Here is a 21321-nt window from a genome sequence, read left to right as displayed (position 1 = left end):
TCTCCGGTTAATTCGCTTAACTGGAGATTTTAGATTTAACTATTTAGCAGTATTTTTAGACTCTTCGCTATTAATGGCTTGCTTTTGGTTCTTCGCAGCAGCATTAATTTCAATTTGATGTTTCAAATCTTCATAGCCAGGCTTCCCAAGGAGGGCAAACATGTTCTTCTTGTAATCTTCAACCCCTGGTTGATTGAATGGGTTAATTCCATTCAAGTAAGCAGAAACTGCGATTCCAAATTCGAAGAAGTAGATCAATTCACCTAAGCTGTAAGCGCTTTGGTCCTTAACGTTAACCACCATGTTTGGCACCCCACCATTAGTGTGAGCCAAAATAACACTTTCGAACGCCTTTTCATTAACGTAGTTCATGGTCCGCCCTTCAAGGTATTCGATTCCATCACCGTTATCGCCGGTCTTTGGAACGTCAACATCAAATGGTGGTTGTTCAATCTTAACGACCGTTTCCATTAGGTTTCGCATTCCTTGTTGAATATATTGACCCAGTGAGTGCAAATCAGTCGAAAAGTTAGCGGAACTAGGGTAAATGCCCTTATTATCCTTTCCTTCGGTTTCACCAGCTAGTTGCTTCCACCATTCAGCTAGGAAGCGGAGGTTAGGTTCGTAGTTTTCCAAGATTTCATTGGTATAGCCCTTCCGGTACAGGATATTCCGATAGGCTGCATATTGTAACGCACCATTTTCAGTCAATGGCTTGGTGGTGTAGAAATCCTGTGCATCAGCAGCTCCCTGCATTAATTCATCAATATCGACCCCTGAAGCAGCAATTGGTAATAATCCCACCGGGCAAAGGACGGAATAACGGCCACCGATTCCATCTGGGATAACAAATGATTCATATCCGTTAGCAGCCACTTCTTTTCTTAAAGCACCGTTCTTAGCATCGGTAGTAACGTAGATCCGCTTCTTAGCGTCATCTTCACCGTACTTTGCAACCAATAACTTCCGGAAAATCCGGAATGCGATTGATGGTTCAGTCGTAGTCCCTGACTTAGAAATGACGTTCACTGAAAAGTCACGGTCACCAATCAACTTCACAAGGTCATGCACGTATGAACCACTAATTGAATTCCCAGCGAAGATTACCTGTGGGAAATCACGTTGGTCATCTGGTGTGGATTCATAAAAATTATCATGCAAGAAATCAAGGGCCATCTTAGCACCTAAGTATGAACCCCCAATTCCAATTACTACTAATACCTTTGAATCTGATTGAATTTGCTTTGCAGCCTGCTTAATTCGGTCAAATTCTTCCTTATCGTAATCCTTAGGAAGGGTCAACCATTCACGCATTTCACTTTCAACGCCGGTTCCGTTGACTAGTTCGTCACGAGCAGTGTTTAACATTGGCTTAATTTCATTTAATTCATTGGGTTCAACAAAGTTTGCTAATGCTGATTCATCAAATGATACGTTTGTCATAAATACTCACCTCATAGTTATTGATATCACTCATTATTTTACTAGATTTTAACAATATTATCCTTGTAGTATTGCTTAAGGGCCAATGAGAAATTCCCAACGGTTGCAGAACCATTGTGTGGCACCTTTGGCATTTGAATGTATTCATTCAAATCACCAACGGCAACGTAGTCGTTAAAGATGTTCTTGAAGTGCACCCGCACCATGTCGAGGAATTCTTCACTCACAACTCCACCGCCGAAGATAATTCTTTCCGGTCTGATAAATAAGGTGGCTTGAACTGCGGCTTGGGCAACGTAGTAAGCAACGTAATCCCATGCAGGATCGGTCAATGGAACATCCTTCCCCTTCTTACCAGTCCGGGCATCAAAAGTAGGTCCGGAAGCAAGCCCTTCAAGACAGTCGCCATGGTATGGACAAATCCCCTTGAAGTCCTTATCCCCTTCAGCACGCTTTAACTTAACATGTCCAGCTTCAGGGTGGCCGATATAACCTAAGAAGTGCCCGTTATTAACGATTCCGGCACCCACTCCAGTTCCAATCGTGTAGTAAACTAATGAGTGCACTGGGTTGTGGTTCTTGATCGAGGTAATGTATTCACCATAGGCAGAACCATTAACGTCAGTCGTCCAGTACATTGGAACATCAAAATACTTCTTCATCGTTCCCAAGAAATTAGTATTAGACCAGTGTTTCTTTGGTGTATCAGTAATGTAGCCATACTTAGGGTTATCTACCCGGACTTCGATCGGCCCAAACGATGCGATTCCAATTGCTTTAATGTCCGGAAACTTCTTAAAATATTCTACACATTGGCCAAGTGTTTCTTCAGGCGTCGTGGTTGGAATATGCACGCTATCTTTAATTTCAAAATTTTCGTTACCGACTGCACAAACAAACTTAGTTCCGCCGGCTTCAATACTTCCAAATAACATCGTAACCACCTCTGATTGGTTAAAATTATTTACTTAAATCATTATCATTGTTAATAATTGTAGATTTACTTTTCTACAATTACAAGATAGCACCATTTGAAAGCGTTTTCAATCAGGAAGCCTCATTATTTTTATTTTTTATTTTTTTAAGTGAAAATAATTGAAAGCGCTTTCGTATTGTGCTATTTTTAAACTGTAAAATCATAAAATAATAAAACAACCTGTGAAAAGAGGGATCGTCTCATGTTACTAGGCAGCATTGAATTTCGTGACGATGAAGTAACCTGCGCCGTGGGTGACGGCCACGTTAATATTGATGATAAAGTTGATTTTCCATTATCAGATCCAAAGGAAACCCTGACTAAGGTTATAAAATATTTTCAAAAATTTGATAAAATTAAGGCCGTGGGGGTATCCTCATTTGGTCCGTTAGAGTTAAGAAACTACTCATCTAAATATGGGTATATTCTAGATTCATCACGTAAAAATTGGTCTAATATTAATCTATTGGGAACGTTAAAGCAATATATTAACGCCCCGATTTCATTTACCACTGATGTAAATAGTACCGCATATGGTGAATACATCAGCTCGATTTTGGCCAACCAGCCGACACTGTCATTGCTATACCTCACAATTAGCAAGGGGGTTGGTGCCGGAATTGTGAATAACGGTGAACTAATCGGCTACCAGGGGAGCCCTGAAATTGGGCATATCAAGCCCAAACGGCATCCAGATGATCAAACGTTCAAGGGCACTTGCCCATACCAAGGTGACTGCCTAGAAGGCTTAGTTTCAGAACCAGCATTTCAGGCCCGTTTTGGCAAGAGCTACAAGGAAATTTCAATGTTTGAACCCATTTGGGACATTGTTGCGTATTACATTGCCCAATCTGCATTACAAGCAACCCTGTTGATTCGACCTGAAAAAATCATCATTGGTGGCGATATTGTAAACGAAGTGGAACTAGCCAAAATTAGGGTGCAATTTCAGAAACTACTCAATGGCTACGTTGATGTCGGTCCCATCGATGAATACCTAGTTGCACCATCTAATTCCAATCGGAAGCTAGCAATTATCGGTAACCTGTCATTAGCTAAGAAGGCATATTACTCAGAATCTGATGAATACGCTGAATAATTAAATCAAAAATCCTGCTACCTTAAAAAGATAGCAGGATTTTTTAGTTGGTTCCCATCGTAACCGGTAATTAATATTCCTTCACGCCATTTTTATAAACGGATTTATCTGATTGTTGAACTGCCCTCACATCAGTCAAGGGGTTGTCATCAAGAATGATAAAATCGGCTACTTTCCCATCTTCAATCGATCCGTAGTCACTATCAATTCCCATGAGTTCGGCAGAATGATATGAAGTATGAAGGGCGTCAAAATTGGTGAATCCTTCCTTAGTCACTAATAATTCAATTTCCTTCGGGGTGGTCGTCTCAAAATTGTTATATGGCGTCCCGGCATCGGTTCCCAATGCCATCTTGACTCCCCGTTTATATGCCATGTGGATATTTGCATATAAATTGTCGATTGCAGCATTCATCTTATCGTATTCCCAAGCTGGTAAATCCTCCGCACCATAGGTCACTACCGACCAGGCAGCCACCACGGTTGGTACCAAGTAAATGCCGCGTTCCTTAATCTGTTCAACTTGCTTTTCAGTAACGTAAAAGCCATGTTCAATTGAATCCACGCCCGCATCAATCGAGTTTTGAATCGCTGGATTGGCCTCAGCATGGGCAGCCACAATCGTGTGCTTATTATGGGCTTCATGGATGGCTACTTTCATATCTTCCACACTTAATTGGGCTTCATCCATTGCATCCCCTGGTGACATGACCCCGCCACCAGCCATTAGCTTAACGCACTGCGCACCCCTTTTGAAATTTTCACGAACTTTCTTCCGCATTTCATCTTCAGAATCCACAATGTACCCACCATTTTGATAGTCACCGTGCCCACCAGTCATGGTGAACGCCCGGCCAGATGCCATGATGCTAGGAACATGCTTAATCTTGCCCTTATGAATCAGTTCATTCAACTGCACATCGACCCCATACGTACTCCCGCATTGCCGGATGTACGTACAGCCCGATTTTAAAAGCTGCTGTAAAAAATGAATTGCGTCCACGACCGTTTCAGGAAGTGCTTTACTAACCCCACCATCACTGGTGGCTGGATCATCGGTAATGTGCGTATGGGCATTAATTAACCCGGGCATTATGTACTTCCCGTTAACATCCACCGCTTGATCCACTGTGGGCATTTGACCACTGCCTACTTGAATGATTCTGCCGCTTTGATCATCTACGACCAACCAAGCATCACTGTGGATTGTATTATGCACCCCATCAAAAATATTTGCATTAATAAAACCAATTTTACTCATTCGTTATCAAATTCCTTTCAATTTAAAAGCGCCCCGTAGCAAAATGCCAAGGGACGCTTAAGATGTCATATTACCCATTTTTATCAATTTCGTAATCATTATTAATGGGAATTAATCATTTACCACAACTGAATTGATATCAGCTAATCCCATTGATTCTTTATATAATTATGATTAATATTTTATCTTGCAATTTTACATAAGTCAATTTAATTCATTATCGTGAGGAATGATAATCCCATCATATCAACTAGCATCATCCATAAATTTAAAGATTACAAAATATAATCATGTAATTGGATAAATTAAGTTTACTTATAGTCGATTTTAGCATATCATTATACCTAACTTATACCTCAAAGGAGGAATTTACTATGTTTAGTAAAATTGGACAAGCTATTTTTGATAACGAAGCAGTATCAAAGACTTCAGATTTCAAAATGGGCCTAGAAGTTGAAATGGATCGAGCTGATGAAACCGGCCATCTCAGCACCGAACCCTATCCAAATATGATTGGTGATGAAACTACCAACCCGTGGATTACCAATGATTTTTTGGAGGCAATGTCTGAGGTTGTTACCCCACCCGCTAAGAATGCAATTGATGCAGTGCACTACCTATATAGTATTAATACATCGTTAAGAACCGCTTTATCCCCCGGTGAGATGTTATGGCCACTTTCAATGCCACCGATCATGCCTAAAAATAAGGATAAATCATTAATTGCGCATACCACACCTAAAAAACAAAAGTACTTTGAAACCTGGTTAAAAAAGCACAGCATTTCTGAAGGAGCTCCTTGTGGAACCCACGTCAATTTAAGTATTAGACCCCACATTATTGACTTAGTTTATAAAAACTTTCCAAATCGTTTTCAATCTAAGCAAGAAGTTAAAAACTACCTATACATGACAATGGCTCAGGGATTCATTAGATATCGGTGGTTAATTACATACCTATTTGGTGCAAGTCCAATTGCTGAGGAAAATTATTTTGACAGTGATAATCGGCCTAAGCATCCCGTACGGAGTTTACGACAAAGTACCAGCTTTGGATTTGGTGCTAAGTTCTTCGCGGACTATACGAACCTAAATACGTATGTTGATTCAATGAACGAAGCCGTTAAAAATAAAACCCTGCTAACGACTGCGGAAGGTCAGGGCCCGGTTAGACTCCGTGGTGATAATGATTTGGATAAAATGAAAAAAACTGGAATTCAATACATTGAGTTGCGGATGCTCGATCTAGATCCAAGCAGTTCAATTGGGATTCGGACTGGGACCCTTCGTTTTCTACGGTTGATGGCCAGTTACTTTATCATGAGCCCATCATTAAAACCCAGCGAAGTTGTTAAAACATTAGCCCGGGCCAATGAAATGAATGATACGGTCGCACTCGAAAAGCCGAATGAATGTACCTACAGCATTCATGCTAAGTCATTGATTCGCCAACTCAAATTCTTTGTCAATTCCATTCAAGCGGGCCCAGAATATCAAGAAATCATTCAAGATATGGGGCTGCGGGTGAAATATCCTGAGTTAACCCCAAGTGGGCAACTCCAGGAAAAGATCAAGGATAACTCGTTGGTTGAATACGCAGTTGCACTTGGTCGTGATTACCAAGACGGTGCGCTTCAGGCACTACGACCATTTAGAGGCTTTGAAGATAATGACCGGCCTACTGCTGAAGATCTTAAGGAATACCTTTTTGGTGGTAGTTGGGAAGTCTAATTAAATCAAAAAAGAACTAAGTGATGGATTCAATTCCAACCACTTAGTTCTTTTTTAATTAAATGGATTTTTCCATTAATAGATCACGTTGGTGTTCTGAGCCCATGATAAATTCATGATCACCAAATTGTTTGAACCCCTTGTGGGCATAAAATCCCTGTGCATCTGGATTATGTTCCCAAACCCCCAGCCAGACTTTATTCTTATGGTGCTGCTTGGCTTCTGAAATTGCCTTATCATAAAGCTGCCCACCTAAGCCCTTGTGTTTAGAATCAACATCGATGTAAATCCGCTGAATTTCAAGTGTATCAGCACCCATTGGTTCAGTTTGAGCATCACCGATATTAACTTTTAAATAACCAACGATTTCTTGATCCAGTCTTACAAAATAGAAGAATGATTCTGGATTTTGAATCTCCTTAGTTAACTTATCAATGTTAAAAGCCGATTCTAAGTACCGTGCCATATCAGTAGGTTCACTATCAGCAGCGAATGTATCGTAGAATGTTTTACGACTAATCTCCTGAAGCTTCCGAACATCATTAACAGTACATTGTTCGATTAATGCTTCGATGTTAAACATCTCCCCGTATATCAGATGCTTTAATTATAACAAAAATTCAACTTAAAAAAACCTTTATCATTGTTATGAGCGTTTTACTAACCAATTTAATCAATCTATGATAGTATAACTAAAGCTTACAAATGGTAAGTACACAATCAAATTATGAGATTTACAGGAGGCTATTATTATGAAAGTAAAAGCATCGGTTAAAAAACGTGACGAAAATAGTCAAGTGGTCCACAGAAAGGGCCGCGTATATATTATTAACAAGAAGAATCCAAAATTAAAGCAACGCCAAGGTTAATCTTAATTTAAGAACGGGGGAATTAACTAATGAAGCAATATGATGTCATTTTTATCGGTAGTGGTCACGCCACCTGGCATGGTGCAACTAAGCTAGCTGCTGCTGGTAAAAAAGTAGCCTTAGTTGAGGGTGATACCCTATTTGGGACCTGTACTAACTACGGTTGTAACGCCAAAATGTTATTGGACGGACCTGCCGATTTAATTCACCAAACCCATGCATACCAACAGACTGGCTTGACGGGGGAAGTTAAAATTGACTGGCCCAGCCTAATGAAATTTAAGCACCAGGTCTTAGATGCAGATCCTGATCACCATTCCATTCGGGAAGCTTTTCCTAAAATGGGGATTGATATTATTGATGGTTGGGGGCAAATTAGTGATGCCCACCACGTTAAAGTGGGGCCGGACGAATATGAAACTGACTACATTGTCATTGGTTCTGGACTACGCCCTGCAAAATTAGAGATTCCAGGGAAAGAATTTCTCCACGATAGTCGTGAATTCTTGGACATTCCAGAAATGCCAAAGCACCTTACATTCATTGGTGGTGGCTTTATTTCATATGAATTTGCCGACCTAGCCCGTGCCGCCGGTGCCGAAGTGGATATTATTAGCCATTCCGACCGGCCACTGCGGTCATTTTACTCTAAATACGTTCAAAAGCTCACACACCAGTTAGCGGACCGTGGGATTAATTTTGAATTTAACCAGAGTGTCACCTCAGTAACTAAAACTGACGATGGCTTGGTGGTCAAAACTGATACCGGCAATGAAATTAAGACCGACTACGTCTTAGATGCGACTGGCCGAATTGCAAATTACGAACAGCTGGGGCTAGAAGCATTGGGCATTGAAGCTGATTCCAATGGCATCACCGTTGATGACCACCTGCGGACCAGTGTTCCTAACATCTTTGCAAGTGGTGACGTAGTTAAAAAGTCACAACCCAAGTTAACCCCTACTGCCGCGTACGAATCTAATTACATTGCTAAGTTATTGTTGGGTAAGACTGACCAAGCCCTCAGTTACCCCCCAATTGCTGAGATTATCTTCGCCCTGCCCCGCCTTTCCCAAGTCGGGGTTAAGGTTGACGCCGTTAAAAATGATGATCAATATCAAATCAAGCGGATTCCATATGGACGGGTCGTCTTTGAGACCAAGAACGAACCGACCGCGGAAGCAACCGTTGTTTTGAATGCTAAAAATGAAATTGTGGGTGCAACCGTATTGGGCAACCAAGCCGGCCCACTCGCTAACTTATTGTCAGTCATCATCAGTAAGCACATGACTCCTGACGACGTTAATAACGATATGATCATGGCGTTCCCTGATGAAAGCTTTGGACTCTTCCAAATGCTTAGCGGTGAACTCCCGGGCTAAAAACCCAAAAATGCACCTCAGTTCGTTTTTGAACCGGGGTGCATTTTTGAATTGAAATTAATTTTGATCGTAATCGGAAATTGGCTTCGAGCCACCAACTAAGGTTTGAATCATTAAATTACCACCATCATTGACCATCTTACCATGCCATTCAAACACTTGAATATGGTCAGGATTGCCATTAGACTGCACAAAATCATACTTTACCTGGAAGTTAACCTGATTGCCACGGGTCGTTAAATTTTGCACGTCCATCGTTACTGAATCCACCTTATCATTGTTGCTTTGTAAGTGAACCCAATTGGCAAGGTCTTGGTACCCAGCGTTATCAGTCCCATCAACGAAGTTATCTGATATATCACTGGCATCCCCGCCGCTCGATACATCATCAGCAGCGGAACTAAACATTCCACTTAGTAATGAGTTTGCATCGTTTGCTGAAATATTGGGATCGCTTGCTGAACTATCAGCACTAGAAGAATTGGCAGCACTAGAACTAGCTGATGAAGCACTAGCTGAATTTTTACTACTACTACTTGATGAACTGCTAGCAGCTTGTTGATTAGTTCCTGGCGTCAAAACAAATTTATAAGCAGCATAGCCACCGACAGCTAGCAATAAAACAATAATGACAATCAACGTGATTACCAATCCGTGCCCGTGTTTTTGGGGCTTTTTTTGATCATAATTCCCATTATAATCGGCATTGTGGGCCTCACGACTCATTTGAGCATCGTTGTTTTCAGCCCCATCGTAAATATGATGTTCTGCACTGCTATTTTGACTGTTTTTAAATTGATACCCACAATTTGGACAAAATTCAGTATCTTCAGCTACCTTGGTACCACAATTTGGACAAAATTTCATTTTAATGACCTCCCATAAACTGCCTTAATTATTTAAAGTGAACTCAAAACTGGCAGAAAAACGCCTAATATCAATCCTAGTATAGATAAGAAAATCGTTATGATAATAAATTCAATCACAAACGCAATCAGCATTGCATAAATTTTATCTAATCTGCCATGATCATCAACAGAAAGAATCGAATATACAAATGCAATTAAGTATCCTAAATAAACAAATAGCATCAACACAAATGCAGGAATTATTAAAATCCCCAATGATAACAATAGTAACACTACCAGTTCAATTAGTAATCCATAATTGGAATAAGCCGCAAATTGATTCATGAATTCCCCTAGTGAAGTGGCGTCATTGTAAGCGACCTTACGAATTACAAATGGAACTAAGATTGTTATCAACAACATTAATAACACACAAATATATAAGTAGATGGAAGTATGGAACATAATCGAACCATACTCAGAACTGCTAGTAATTGAACTTCCAATTGAAGATGAATTGCCAATCCCTAGGAGCCCTGAGATGCTGGAAGTCGTTGCATTTACAGCTAACTTAATCCCTTGGACAATATCTAAGATGATCAACAAGGTTGAAATCATAAATGATGTTAATCCAAAGTATCTATGTGTGTTCGTATTTCGTTTCGTGGGATGTTTCAAAGTATCCAATAGCCACTGAAAGTAGTTTTTGGAAAACTTTTTCACCTGACTATTTCGCACATTTGGTTGTGGATTAGCTGAATGAGCGTCAACCTGTTGATGGGCACTAGCCTTTGGTTGTGATGAATCAGTAGTTTGATTAGCATCGCCCCCATTATTTTTAACGCTAGCTGATGACTGATTGGTAAAGTTATAACCGCAATATGTACAAAATTTCGAATTACGATCTACCTCTTTGCCACAATTAGGACATTTTTTCATTATTTAAAATCACTCCAAAATATTTAATATATTATAATTTTAATTGACAAATAGTTTTAGTTCAATCATTAATTCAATCTATAAAATAATTTGCATACAATCAACTTTATGATATAATTACAGATGATATTTATTATAATGCAAATTAATTCATCAGTTGATTTATTTTCAGCTGGTAATTTAAAGAAGAGGCGCTCATTTGAGCGCCCTTTTTTATAATCAGAAACCGGGAGGAATTCAAATGAAGAATCCAAAATACGACTATGATGTAATGTTTATCGGTGCCGGGCATGCGTCAGATGGTGCTGGATTATTAGTCCAAAACGGCTATAAAGTAGCTAAGATTGAAGCCAACCGGGTGGGTGGGACCTGCGCGAACTGAGCTTGTAACGCCAAGGTCGTTTTAGACGGTGCCGTTGAATTAGCACGGACCCAAGAACGGCTCAGCAAAATTGCTCAGGGGAATTTAAAGTTAAGCTGGGACGCAAATATGGAACACAAGCACCAGGTAATCCGGCCCCTCGATAAAAACATGGAAAAACGCTTCGTTAACGCCGGCATCGATGTAATTCGTGGTTGGGCAACGTTGGTGGATGACCACACCGTAGATATTGACGGCACTAAGTACACTGCCGATTATTTTGTTATTGCCACTGGACTGCACCCAAATCAACTTTCGATTCCGGGCACTGAATTGGCCCATGATAGCAAGGACTTCTTAGACTTGGCCCCGCTTCCAAAGCGGATGACCATCATTGGCTCTGGTTATATCAGTATGGAATTTGCCACAATCGCAAATGCCTTTGGCAGTGATGTAACCGTAATGATGCATGGTGATCGAGCCCTCCGCAAATTCCATGAACCATACGTTCGAAAAGTAATGGCTGACCTTGAAACCAGGGGCGTTCGATTCATCCCCAATGCCCAAGTCAGTGCGTTTACAAAGGATGGCGATCACCAATTCGTTGAATATGGCGATGGTCAAAAATTAGCAACCGATTGGATTTTAGATGCAACCGGTAGGAACCCGAACCTCACTGGCTACGGACTGGATGCATTGGGCATTCAATATAGCGATCGGGGAATTACCGTAAACAACAAGTTACAGACCAATGTTGAAAATATTTTTGCTGCTGGTGACGTTGCAAATACTGATCAACCTAAGTTGACCCCTACTGCGACCCACCATTCTAACTACATTGCTCATTTCATCATGGGTGATACCGATCAGGATATGAAACCATACGTAGTGCCGACGGTTACGTTCACTTCCCCACGGATCGCGGAGGCGGGGGTCTCTGTGGAAACTGCTAAGGCCCATCCGGATCAATATCAGTTAGTCGAAAGTGACGTTACCGGGGCCTGGTTCAGACAAATCAACCAGGACCAAATTGCGGATCAAGCACTAATCTTTGATCAAGATGATCACTTAGTGGGTGCGACTGAGGTCAGCGAAGAAGCAGAGGATTTCATCAACGGCGTATTGCCAGCAATTGCGCTTAAGCTAAATCGTGAACAACGCGAACAATTGGCTCCACTATTCCCATCCATTATGCATGAGGGATGGAAGAATTTAATTTAATTTAATTACAAAATGGTATTGCCTTAATTAATTTTTAATGATATATTAATACTAATTTAAATCGAACGGAGGAAACGTTGCTATGTCATTTGCTTTTGCCAAAACTGAATTTTGTATGTGTTCAATTTTAGTCGACATTGACGGTAGCAATGTTTCTAAAATCTTTTTGTGCTAGTTAGGTTGATTAGTTGAACACACTTATCGATTCGGACAATAAAAAGAATTTAGAGGGGTTCCGTCGGATGTCGCAAGACATTCGGCGGGACCCCTTTTTGTTTGATTAAATCTATTTTGAAATATTGGAGTGAACATTTTATGGCAACTAGTTTAAAGAAAATCAGTAAAATTGGCTTAACCGCTGCAATTGCGGCATTGGTGCTTGCTGGATGTGGCAACAATAAGGGCGCATCTGATTCCAGCTCTAAAAAGACGCTGAACTGGATGAGCCCAGCATCAATTGCCAGCCTCGATCCATCCAAAGCTGTTGATCAGGTCAGTGATCAAACCCTTTACAATAGTAATCAAGGACTATTGGTCCTTGCTGGTGAAAACAAGGTTGCACCTGGAATTGCTAAAAGTTACTCCGTTTCAAAGGATGGGAAGACGTATACGTTTAACCTAAGGCATTCAAAGTGGAATAATGGTAAGCCATTGACCGCTCAGGACTTCGTTTACGGGGTCCAAAGAAGTGCGAACCCTAAGACCGCCTCACAAATGGGCTACTACCTTGGTAATATTCAGGGATACGATCAAGTTCAAAAGAACGCTAAATTATCAACATTGGGCGTGAAAGCTGAAGGCAAGTACAAGTTAGTCGTTCACCTAGTAAAACCCCAGGTTTACTTTAAGACACTAGTGACGCTCCCGATTTTCTATGCCCAAAGCGAAGCGGCAGTTAAGAAATACGGCTCCAGTTACGGGACCTCTAGTAAAAAGATTGTTTCTAACGGTCCGTTCACGGTCACGAACTGGAGCGGTAGCAATGATAAGTGGACGCTCAAAAAGAATCCGTACTACTGGGATGCTAACGCTACGAAGTTGAATAACATCAATTACCACGTGGTTAAGGATCCTCAGACCGGCTTAAATCAATATCAAACCGGTAAGTTAGATGAACTACAACTATCTGGCAAACAACAGGTTAAGAACTTCAAAAACAGTAACCAACTAATCAAGCGGAGCACCCTTTCCATGAACTACCTTTCACTGAACCAAAAGAAAGTGCCGGCACTTAAAAACTGGAAGATCAGACGGGCGCTCTCGCTTGCCATCGACAGAAATCAACTGGTTAACGACCTCCTCGGTAACGGGTCCCTACCAGCTAAGGGCTTCGTTCAACAACACCTTGCCTCACGGAATGGCCAAGACTTTGCCGATGCCGCTTACGTTCCGGATGCGGTTAGTTATAACCTGAAAAAGGCTAAGCAACTATGGAGTGAAGGCCTTAAAGAAACTGGCTTGAAGCAGGTCAACGTTTCAATCTTAAATAGTGATGATGATACTAACAAGCAATTGAATGAATTTCTCCAAAGTCAATTACAAAAACTTCCTGGTTTGAAAGTTTCCAATCAATTACTTCCGCACACTACCGTCACTGGATTGACCCTCAAGTCTCAATATCAAATTAGTGTCTCTGGTTGGAACCCATCAATCACCGACCCAATTTCACCACTACAAACAAAGTTATCTAACAACCCGATTAACACTTCTAAGTGGAACAATCGTCAATATGATGAATTAGTAAACCGTTCCAAGGATCAAGATGCAAATGATCCTGCTAAGCGGTGGGACGATCTAGTTAAGGCTGAAAAGATCATGATGAACGATCAAGCAGTCATTCCGCTCTACCAATCAAGCCTACCTGAAGTAATCAAGTCCAATATCAAGGGCATTCAGTACTTCCCGAACGGCCCCATCTGGGACTTTTCAAAGGCCTATGTAGATTAATCTAAACTAAAAATCGTCATCAGCAATTTAGCTGATGACGATTTTTTATTCATCTTTAAATTGATTAAAGTTATCACTAATGAATTTGGCTGATTTGGCTAATTTAGCGTGTTCATCATCCGTCAAATCAATTGGCACGTCTTCAATAATTCCATGCCGTCCCACAATCACCGGATAAGACATGTAGTTATTAAAATCAGGACGGTAGTTCGATACCACCACTTCCGTATTGCCGTCATTAAGCACAATCGTGGCTAACCGGGTCGCAGCAGCGGCAATCGCGTAGTTAGTGTACTTTTTACCAAAGAAGACCTTATCCCCATCAACGACCGACTGTTTAGATAACGCATCCAAATCAAGATGGCCATCCTGGTTTAACTCAAACATTGAATGGCCCCGAACGGAAACGGTGGACCAGGCAGTAAATTGCGAATTACCGTGCTCACCAAGGTTAAAACCATTCACGGAGCGCGGATCAACGTTAAACTCCTTGCCGACGATCGTCTTCATTCGTGCAGAATCTAACATCGTTCCAGTGCCGAATACCCGGTGTTTATCAAACCCAGTAAACTGTTGATAGACTTGTGTAATCACGTCACACGGGTTCGTAATCACAATTAAAACGCCTGGATAATGCAGTGCCTTTAATTTGGCACTGACCTGCTTAACCTGTTTGATATTAAAAACCATTTCAGCAAATCGATTCCCATCTTCTTCCAATCCAATGTTCCCCAACGCAGAAATAATGATATCAGCGTTACGGAGTGCATCATAATCATTCATGATGATGTTCGTTTTCGTTGCCAAATTGGGCATTGCTTGTAAGTAGTCTAACCCATCAGCCTGCAGTTTTTCTTCATTAGCATCAATTAACACTAAATCATCAACCAAGCCCGAAACAATAATTTGATGGGCAACCGTTGAACCAACGTGTCCTAATCCAATTATCCCGATTTTTCTAGCCATTCAATCCACCCCTTTGATTGTTGCTTCAATTATAATCCTAATCGACTATTTATGGTACGGGGACCCCGCATTAATCATGAATGCCCGGTAGATTTGCTCGGTCAAAACTAACCGCATCAATTGATGTGGTAATGTAAACCGACCGAATGAAATTTGGGTATTAGCGCGCTTTAACACCGCATCCGTTAATCCTAACGATCCACCGATTACAAAGGTGATATCGGAATGCCCATAGGTTGCCAATTGATCAATTTCCTTTGCAAATTCCTCAGATGAACGTTCCGTTCCTAAGATTGCTAACGCAAATACGTACTCCCGGTCATTAATCTTACTTAAAATGCGTTCGCCCTCCTTTTGCATTACCACATCCATTTGAGCTTGGCTTAGGGACTCAGGAGCTTGTTCATCAGGCACTTCAACGATCTTGAATTTACAGAATCGTGATAGTCGTTTTGCATACTCTGCAATGCCCGCTTTAAAATATTTTTCCTTTAATTTACCCACTACGACTAATTTTATGTTCATTTTTATGCATTTTCCCCCTAGTTATCCACAGTTTTTGAAAAACCTGTGGATAACTTGTGGATAACTCCACTATATTTTGTGTTTTTAACTAAAAACCATTCCACATATTGATTTTGATCAAGTGATTATCATCAATATGTGAATAATTGAATATTAGTGATATTAACAATGAGTAACACGATTGTTTCACTATTTACACTTTGCTATTTCACAATCCAATCAATCTAACTTCTCTATTGATACTAGCATATTTAAATTCACAATAAAATGTTTTTCACAAACAATGTGAAACCCATTTAAGGAATGAATATTTAGCCAACAAAAAAGCTTGATCAAATCTGATCAAGCTTTTGATGGATTTATTTTAGGTTACTTTTCATCATTCGTTAATACTGCTGGTGAAAAGAGATGGTCGATTTCATCAATTGGCAATAGGTGGTCTTCGATAGCAACCTTTTTAACGGATTCATTTTCAGAAAGACTCTTCTTAATTAGCTTCGTGGTCTTTTCATATCCGATCTTAGGGCTCAAAACAGTAGCAGTAACCGCTGAATTATCAACGTTTTCAGCACACTGTTCGACATTTACCTTTAAACCGTTCAGACAGTTATCAACAAACGTCTTAACCGCCATCGTCAAGTGTTCCTCACCAGTTAAAATGCTCTTAAACATAATGGGCTCAAAAGCGTTCAGCTCTAGTTGACCCGCTTCAGCAGCCATTGAAACCGTGGTATCGAAACCTGCTACTTCAAAAGCGACTTGGTTAACCACTTCTGGAATCACTGGGTTGATTTTATCTGGCATAATTGATGAACCAGCTTGCCGTTTCGGAAGCGCTAGTTCATTTAAGCCCGCTTTAGGACCACTCCCTAGTAACCGAAAATCGTTGCTAACCTTAGATAGATCGAGTGCCAATGTCTTTAACACTCCTGAGAAGGTAATGAAGTGGTCACTATTTTGAATCGCATCAATCAAGTCGGTATCAGGTGCTAAATTCAGTCCCGAAACCACATTAATTGCATCCACAATGTGCTCTTGGTAGTATTTAGAAGCATTGATCCCGGTGCCAATCGCCGTGCCGCCCATACTAACGGTCTTTAATTCATTAATTGCTGAATTAATCCGTTTTAAATCCCGACCAAAGAGGGTCGCATAGGCATGAAAACTCTTTCCGTAGGTTGTAGGAACGGCATCCTGTAATTGGGTGCGTCCCACTTTAATTGTATTTTGATATTCATCGCTAAGCTTTTTAAATTGTTTAACTAATCTTTGCACCTGTTCACATAGTGGCGTTATTAACTTCAACATTGCCATTTTACCTGCAGTTGGATAGGTATCATTAGTGGATTGACTCTGGTTAACATCATCATTTGGATGAATTTTAACCTCTGGGTGGAGACGCATTGCCACGTTAGCCACAACCTCATTGGTGTTCATATTAGTGGAAGTTCCTGCCCCACCTTGAATTGCGGGTACGATAAATGCTGATTGATCATCGTCATGTAATAACTTATCACATGCATCAACGATTGCTGATGCCTTAGCACGATCTAACGTTCCTGCATTCGCATTAATTTGTGCTGCTGCTTTTTTGATTTCGATGTAACTTTGAATTAGTAAATGATTCGTTCTTTCCTTAGTAATAGGGAAATTACCCACTGCTCGTAACGCATGAATCCCATATAAAGCATCATCAGGTACTTCCATTTCACCAACACAGTCTTTTTCAATTCGCATCAAAATGCATCTCCTTATTTCGCTTTATGTTATAAAACGTTACATTAAGTATACATGATTAAAAATATTTGTCAATATTCTAGTTCATTTCATGTTAAAATGTAATTATTAATTGTTAAATGATTGAGGGGGATGCTTTGAAACACACCAGCAAAATTATTATGATGCTAACCATATTTATAATTGTTACCATTGGCTTAGCTGGGTGTCATAAAAGGCCCACTTTGATAAAAATTGGGATCATTGATACGGATGTTAAGCTTTGGCAACCGACCGTTAATAAGTTAAGACGCCAGGGAATCGATTTAGAACTAACCCAGTTCAATTCATATGGGCAACCTAATAATTCCCTCTTCAATAATGAAATTAACATCAATTCATTTCAAAGCCAGGCGTTTTTACATGCATGGAACCATACAAATCATGGTAATTTGGTTGCGATTGGGAAAACATATAGTGCTCCGATGCGAATCTATTCACGAAAAATCAATGAGTTAAAGCAATTAAAACAAGGTGATACCATTGTCCTCCCCAATGACGATGCGAATAAAGCGCGGGCATTAAGATTACTTCAATCTGCTGGGGTCTTAAAACTAAATCATGCTAAGGTCCCACAGGTTAGTGATGTGATTAAAAATCGTCATAAATTCCGCTTCTTCACGGTTGATGCCTCCCAGACGGTTCGTGATATGAGCGATGCTACCATTGGGGTCGTTAATGATAATTTTGCAAGTGCTGAACACCTCAATCCCAAACGCGCCCTTTATTCTGAAAACACAAGGGAATTAAGGGATAAGCGTAATATTAACGTGATTGTGGTAAATCAAAAGGATCGCCACAAAGCAATTTATCGTAAAATTGTTCGAGCGTTTCAAACCACTACCAATCAAAAGGACCTAAAAACAATCTCAAGCCAAGATATTAATCCACAATGGTAAAAAAGCCGTTCCTAATTTAATTAGGAATGGCTTTTAATTGTTACACGTGAAACATTATTACTTATTAGAACTTTCGCTACTACTGTTAACCTTTAACTGTGATGATTCCTCAGTTAATTTAACCTTTGTCGTCTTCTTATCTTCACCACGGTAGTAAGTTAATGAAACCGTGTCACCCAACTTATAAGTGTAAAGAATATTTCTGATTTGGTCTTGGTTGGTAATCTTCTTGCCACCCAATTCAGTAATTACATCATACTTCTTTAATCCAGCGTTACTTGCGGGAGAATTAGAATTAACTGACATTACTACTGCCCCCGTGGTCACGTTATCAGGTAACTTCAATACTGACTTGCGATCATTGCTTGAAACGTTAGCTAAATCAACGTATTCAATTCCCAATGCAGGGCGTACAATCTTACCACTCTTAATTAATTGATTAATAATCTTAATCACTTCATTACTAGGAATTGCAAATCCAATTCCCTCCACGCTAGTTCCGGAAGTATCAGAAGATAGCTTCATGGAGTTAATGCCAATTACTTGTCCAGCCAGGTTAATCAACGGACCACCAGAATTTCCGGGATTAATTGCGGCATCGGTTTGAATTACGGATGCATAGTTCCCAGTCGTCTGGCCACTTTCGGTAGTCAGTGGCACCTGCCGATTTTTAGCCGAAATAATTCCCTGAGTTAGCGAAGATGCGTAGTTCGTCCCTAATGGCGAACCAATGGCAAGGGCGGTCTCCCCTACCTTAATGTTATCTGAATCGCCAAAGGAAGCGACCTGGGTCACCTTACTAGAACTAATCTTAATTACGGCTAAGTCGGTAACGGAATCCCGTCCAACAATCTTAGCCTCCATTTTTTGTCCGTTGCTTAATAATACTTGTAAAGCGTTTGAGCCAGAGACCACGTGGTTATTGGTAACGATATAAGCCGTGTCACCACTTGTTTTGTAGATTACTCCTGATCCTTCACTGGTGGTTTGCAAACTAGATTTACCAGCAGTCCCACCTGAACCAAATAGAGAAGCAAATGAATCCTGTGATGAACTGACCCGCTGTAAATTAATAACGGATACTACCGAATTTTTAACATCCTTAAATGCCTTTTCAGCTTGGGTCTGCACGTTTACCTTTAAGTTACTACTGCTAGTCGTTCCACCGGCATTCGAGCCAGTGGGTGCGGCAACTTCTCCAGTGATTGGATTATCATTTTGGAAATATGAGATTCCACCATACGCAATCCCACCACCAAGCAATCCCGCTACTAGAGAAGTCAAACCGACTTTAAATAGTAGAGATGTTTTCATAGTCAGCGCGTTAGAGCAACGCTACCTCCCTTGTTTTTATTAACTATCATAACTAATTTTTCAGTTAAAAAGATAGCATTTTAATTTATTTTTACTTTTTTATAAGTTTATTAATTTCGTGGGTTTACAAACATCGGTATCATATAGATGAAAATCATGTTCAACGTTAAATCCACGGTTAGTTAAAATTTCTTCAATCGTCTGATGGGCAACTAGTCGTGTGTTATTGTGGTGACTGCGGTGGGTAAGAAACACCGCCTTAGTAGCATTACCAATCACCTTTGCTAAAATTTCACCCTCATCTTCGTTTGACATATGACCCGTGTCACAAATAATTCGTTGCTTTAGTGGCCACGGATAGGGTCCATTCATTAACATTTCAACATCGTAGTTACATTCTAGTGCAAACGCAGATGAATTTTGAATGTGGTGTTGAATCGTCTCTGAAATGTACCCAGTATCAGTAATCAGCACAAACCGTTTCTGACCGCATTTAAATAGGTAACACTGTTCAGATGCAGCATCATGTGAAACCCCAAAACTCTGGACAGTTAGTTCACCAAACGTTTGGATCGTCCCAACCGGAAACAGATTCCGTTGGGATTCTGGAATCTTACCAATTGAACTGGGCAATGCATCCCAAGTCTCTTGATTAGCAAACACCTGCATTTTAGGACAGCGCCTAGCAAGGACCCCCATCCCTCTAGAATGGTCAGAATGTTCATGGGAAATAAATAGCATGTCGATATCATCAACTGAGCGATCAATTTGTTTAAGTAATTTTCTAATTTTAATGCCACTTAAACCAGCATCCAAAAGAATTTGATGCTGGTTAGTTTGAATATATGCGACGTTCCCAGAGCTCCCGCTAGAAAGAATGGCGACGCGCATTAAGTTTGAATCATCATTCATCTAATCACACGTTCCTAATTATTTTACATATCTTCAATTGTTGTTTTTACACTATCATCATTAATGATTGAGCCACTGAACGCGTTGATACATTTAATTTGATAGCTACTGGAATTAGCCGTTTTGTAAGCAATAATCCAGGTCGGAATAAAAATATAATTATTCTTAACCGTAATGTAGCGCGTATATGACAAACTAGTCCATTCAACCTTCGAACTATTAGGAATTTCATTATATTGGTACAACGCACTCAATGCCTGTTCTTCAGAAATGGTCTGGGCTTTTTCACGTAAAGTAGTAAGGTTCGTTAGGTAGGTTTGCGTGTACCCCACTAACCTTTTATCCCCGTCATCATCATTAATTTTAAAGCGAATTTCACCAAAGTTAGAATAAAGCTGCGAACCAAATGCCTTTTGGACATAAACCACGGTGGAACTATCGGATAGTTGACTATTATATTGATACTGACTCCCGTTGATAACGAACGAACTACTCTTGATGAGTTGGTTTAACTTCTCCTCAGGATGGGATGAATACATTGCAATCGGACGCTTAAATGTACTCTGCAGGACGTGATTGCTGAATTTAGTAGTTTGATTTTCCAATAGACTAGCCTCCTGGTTAAACGTATCATTACGATTTCCAGAGAGGTAATAACCAGTCCCGTTATTTTTAGCTGGGGTCTTTAGCGTAATTTGATCATTTCGCATTTCCTTAATGATATTAGAGTTCCCAGACCCATCATCTTGGGATTGGGGATTCATATTCTGGTTAAAAATGGAGAATAGCATGATATCAATGATTACAAATGTGATTAGAAAAATGATTTGAATCCGTCTAAAATTCATATGCT

General features: G+C 40.3%; 18 protein-coding genes and 1 pseudogene. 7 read left to right on the top strand and 12 right to left on the bottom strand.

The features are described from left to right. Window positions 1-39: 39 nt before the first annotated feature. Window positions 40-1443 (bottom strand): glucose-6-phosphate isomerase, encoded by a 1404-nt coding sequence (locus MOO44_RS03735; RefSeq protein ID WP_260117080.1) that lies wholly within the window; start codon window positions 1441-1443, stop codon window positions 40-42. 41 nt (window positions 1444-1484) lie between these two features. Beyond that, the gene (locus MOO44_RS03730; RefSeq protein WP_260117079.1) at window positions 1485-2378 is read right to left on the bottom strand and encodes an ROK family protein; all 894 of its coding nucleotides are present in this window, start codon (window positions 2376-2378) and stop codon (window positions 1485-1487) included. Between the two features lie 243 nt (window positions 2379-2621). Here MOO44_RS03730 and MOO44_RS03725 point away from each other — a divergent pair, with 243 nt between their 5' ends. After that, window positions 2622-3518 (top strand): ROK family protein, encoded by an 897-nt coding sequence (locus MOO44_RS03725; protein ID WP_260117078.1) that lies wholly within the window; start codon window positions 2622-2624, stop codon window positions 3516-3518. A gap of 70 nt (window positions 3519-3588) precedes the next feature. Here the strand turns inward: MOO44_RS03725 and MOO44_RS03720 are convergent, their stop codons facing one another. Next, a complete protein-coding gene (locus tag MOO44_RS03720; protein ID WP_260117077.1) occupies window positions 3589-4779 on the bottom strand; it encodes a metal-dependent hydrolase family protein in 1191 nt (396 codons plus the stop codon). 374 nt (window positions 4780-5153) lie between these two features. Here MOO44_RS03720 and MOO44_RS03715 point away from each other — a divergent pair, with 374 nt between their 5' ends. Then, entirely contained in the window at window positions 5154-6509 is a 1356-nt protein-coding gene (locus tag MOO44_RS03715) for a glutamate--cysteine ligase (protein WP_260117076.1), read from the top strand. A 58-nt stretch (window positions 6510-6567) separates the two neighbouring features. Here MOO44_RS03715 and MOO44_RS03710 read toward each other — a convergent pair whose 3' ends face one another. Next, window positions 6568-7092, bottom strand: coding sequence for a GNAT family N-acetyltransferase (locus tag MOO44_RS03710; RefSeq protein WP_260117075.1), 525 nt, complete (start codon window positions 7090-7092; stop codon window positions 6568-6570). A gap of 169 nt (window positions 7093-7261) precedes the next feature. Between MOO44_RS03710 and rpmJ the strand changes: the two genes are divergently transcribed. Beyond that, complete coding sequence (gene rpmJ / locus MOO44_RS03705; protein ID WP_260117074.1) at window positions 7262-7378, top strand: 50S ribosomal protein L36; 117 nt, start codon at window positions 7262-7264, stop codon at window positions 7376-7378. Window positions 7379-7407: 29 nt separating this feature from the next. After that, complete coding sequence (locus MOO44_RS03700; protein WP_260117073.1) at window positions 7408-8760, top strand: dihydrolipoyl dehydrogenase family protein; 1353 nt, start codon at window positions 7408-7410, stop codon at window positions 8758-8760. 57 nt (window positions 8761-8817) lie between these two features. Here the strand turns inward: MOO44_RS03700 and MOO44_RS03695 are convergent, their stop codons facing one another. Both MOO44_RS03695 and MOO44_RS03690 read right to left on the bottom strand, forming a co-directional pair. Next, window positions 8818-9627 (bottom strand): zinc-ribbon domain-containing protein, encoded by an 810-nt coding sequence (locus MOO44_RS03695; RefSeq protein ID WP_260117072.1) that lies wholly within the window; start codon window positions 9625-9627, stop codon window positions 8818-8820. Window positions 9628-9659: 32 nt separating this feature from the next. Continuing rightward, entirely contained in the window at window positions 9660-10547 is an 888-nt protein-coding gene (locus MOO44_RS03690; RefSeq protein WP_260117071.1) for a zinc ribbon domain-containing protein, read from the bottom strand. A 241-nt stretch (window positions 10548-10788) separates the two neighbouring features. Here MOO44_RS03690 and MOO44_RS03685 point away from each other — a divergent pair. Both MOO44_RS03685 and MOO44_RS03680 read left to right on the top strand, forming a co-directional pair. Further along, window positions 10789-12129 (top strand): annotated as a pseudogene (locus tag MOO44_RS03685) (dihydrolipoyl dehydrogenase family protein). A gap of 315 nt (window positions 12130-12444) precedes the next feature. After that, window positions 12445-14076 (top strand): peptide ABC transporter substrate-binding protein, encoded by a 1632-nt coding sequence (locus MOO44_RS03680; protein ID WP_260117070.1) that lies wholly within the window; start codon window positions 12445-12447, stop codon window positions 14074-14076. A 45-nt stretch (window positions 14077-14121) separates the two neighbouring features. Here the strand turns inward: MOO44_RS03680 and MOO44_RS03675 are convergent, their stop codons facing one another. The 3 genes from MOO44_RS03675 to MOO44_RS03665 form a co-directional block, all read right to left on the bottom strand. Continuing rightward, window positions 14122-15042 (bottom strand): lactate/malate family dehydrogenase, encoded by a 921-nt coding sequence (locus MOO44_RS03675; protein ID WP_260117069.1) that lies wholly within the window; start codon window positions 15040-15042, stop codon window positions 14122-14124. 45 nt (window positions 15043-15087) lie between these two features. Next, on the bottom strand, window positions 15088-15567 hold the full coding sequence (gene rlmH / locus MOO44_RS03670; RefSeq protein WP_260117068.1) for a 23S rRNA (pseudouridine(1915)-N(3))-methyltransferase RlmH: 480 nt from the start codon (window positions 15565-15567) through the stop codon (window positions 15088-15090). Between the two features lie 369 nt (window positions 15568-15936). Then, entirely contained in the window at window positions 15937-17304 is a 1368-nt protein-coding gene (locus MOO44_RS03665) for an aspartate ammonia-lyase (RefSeq protein ID WP_260117067.1), read from the bottom strand. A 224-nt stretch (window positions 17305-17528) separates the two neighbouring features. Here MOO44_RS03665 and MOO44_RS03660 point away from each other — a divergent pair, with 224 nt between their 5' ends. After that, window positions 17529-18242, top strand: a complete 714-nt coding sequence (locus MOO44_RS03660; RefSeq protein WP_260117066.1) for a MetQ/NlpA family ABC transporter substrate-binding protein — start codon at window positions 17529-17531, stop codon at window positions 18240-18242. Window positions 18243-18299: 57 nt separating this feature from the next. Here the strand turns inward: MOO44_RS03660 and MOO44_RS03655 are convergent, their stop codons facing one another. The 3 genes from MOO44_RS03655 to MOO44_RS03645 all read right to left on the bottom strand — a co-directional run bounded on the left by MOO44_RS03655 (window position 18300) and on the right by MOO44_RS03645 (window position 21316). Next, a complete protein-coding gene (locus MOO44_RS03655) occupies window positions 18300-19556 on the bottom strand; it encodes a S1C family serine protease (RefSeq protein ID WP_260117065.1) in 1257 nt (418 codons plus the stop codon). A 99-nt stretch (window positions 19557-19655) separates the two neighbouring features. Continuing rightward, window positions 19656-20468, bottom strand: coding sequence for an MBL fold metallo-hydrolase (locus MOO44_RS03650; protein ID WP_260117064.1), 813 nt, complete (start codon window positions 20466-20468; stop codon window positions 19656-19658). A 23-nt stretch (window positions 20469-20491) separates the two neighbouring features. After that, window positions 20492-21316, bottom strand: a complete 825-nt coding sequence (locus tag MOO44_RS03645; RefSeq protein ID WP_260117063.1) for a two-component system regulatory protein YycI — start codon at window positions 21314-21316, stop codon at window positions 20492-20494. Between the last annotated feature and the right edge of the window lie 5 nt (window positions 21317-21321).

The organism is Nicoliella spurrieriana (genome assembly GCF_023380205.1).
GTDB classification, from domain to species: domain Bacteria; phylum Bacillota; class Bacilli; order Lactobacillales; family Lactobacillaceae; genus Nicoliella; species Nicoliella spurrieriana.
The sequence above is the reverse complement of the archived record's forward strand: the minus strand, read 5'-3'. Positions and strand labels throughout refer to the sequence as shown.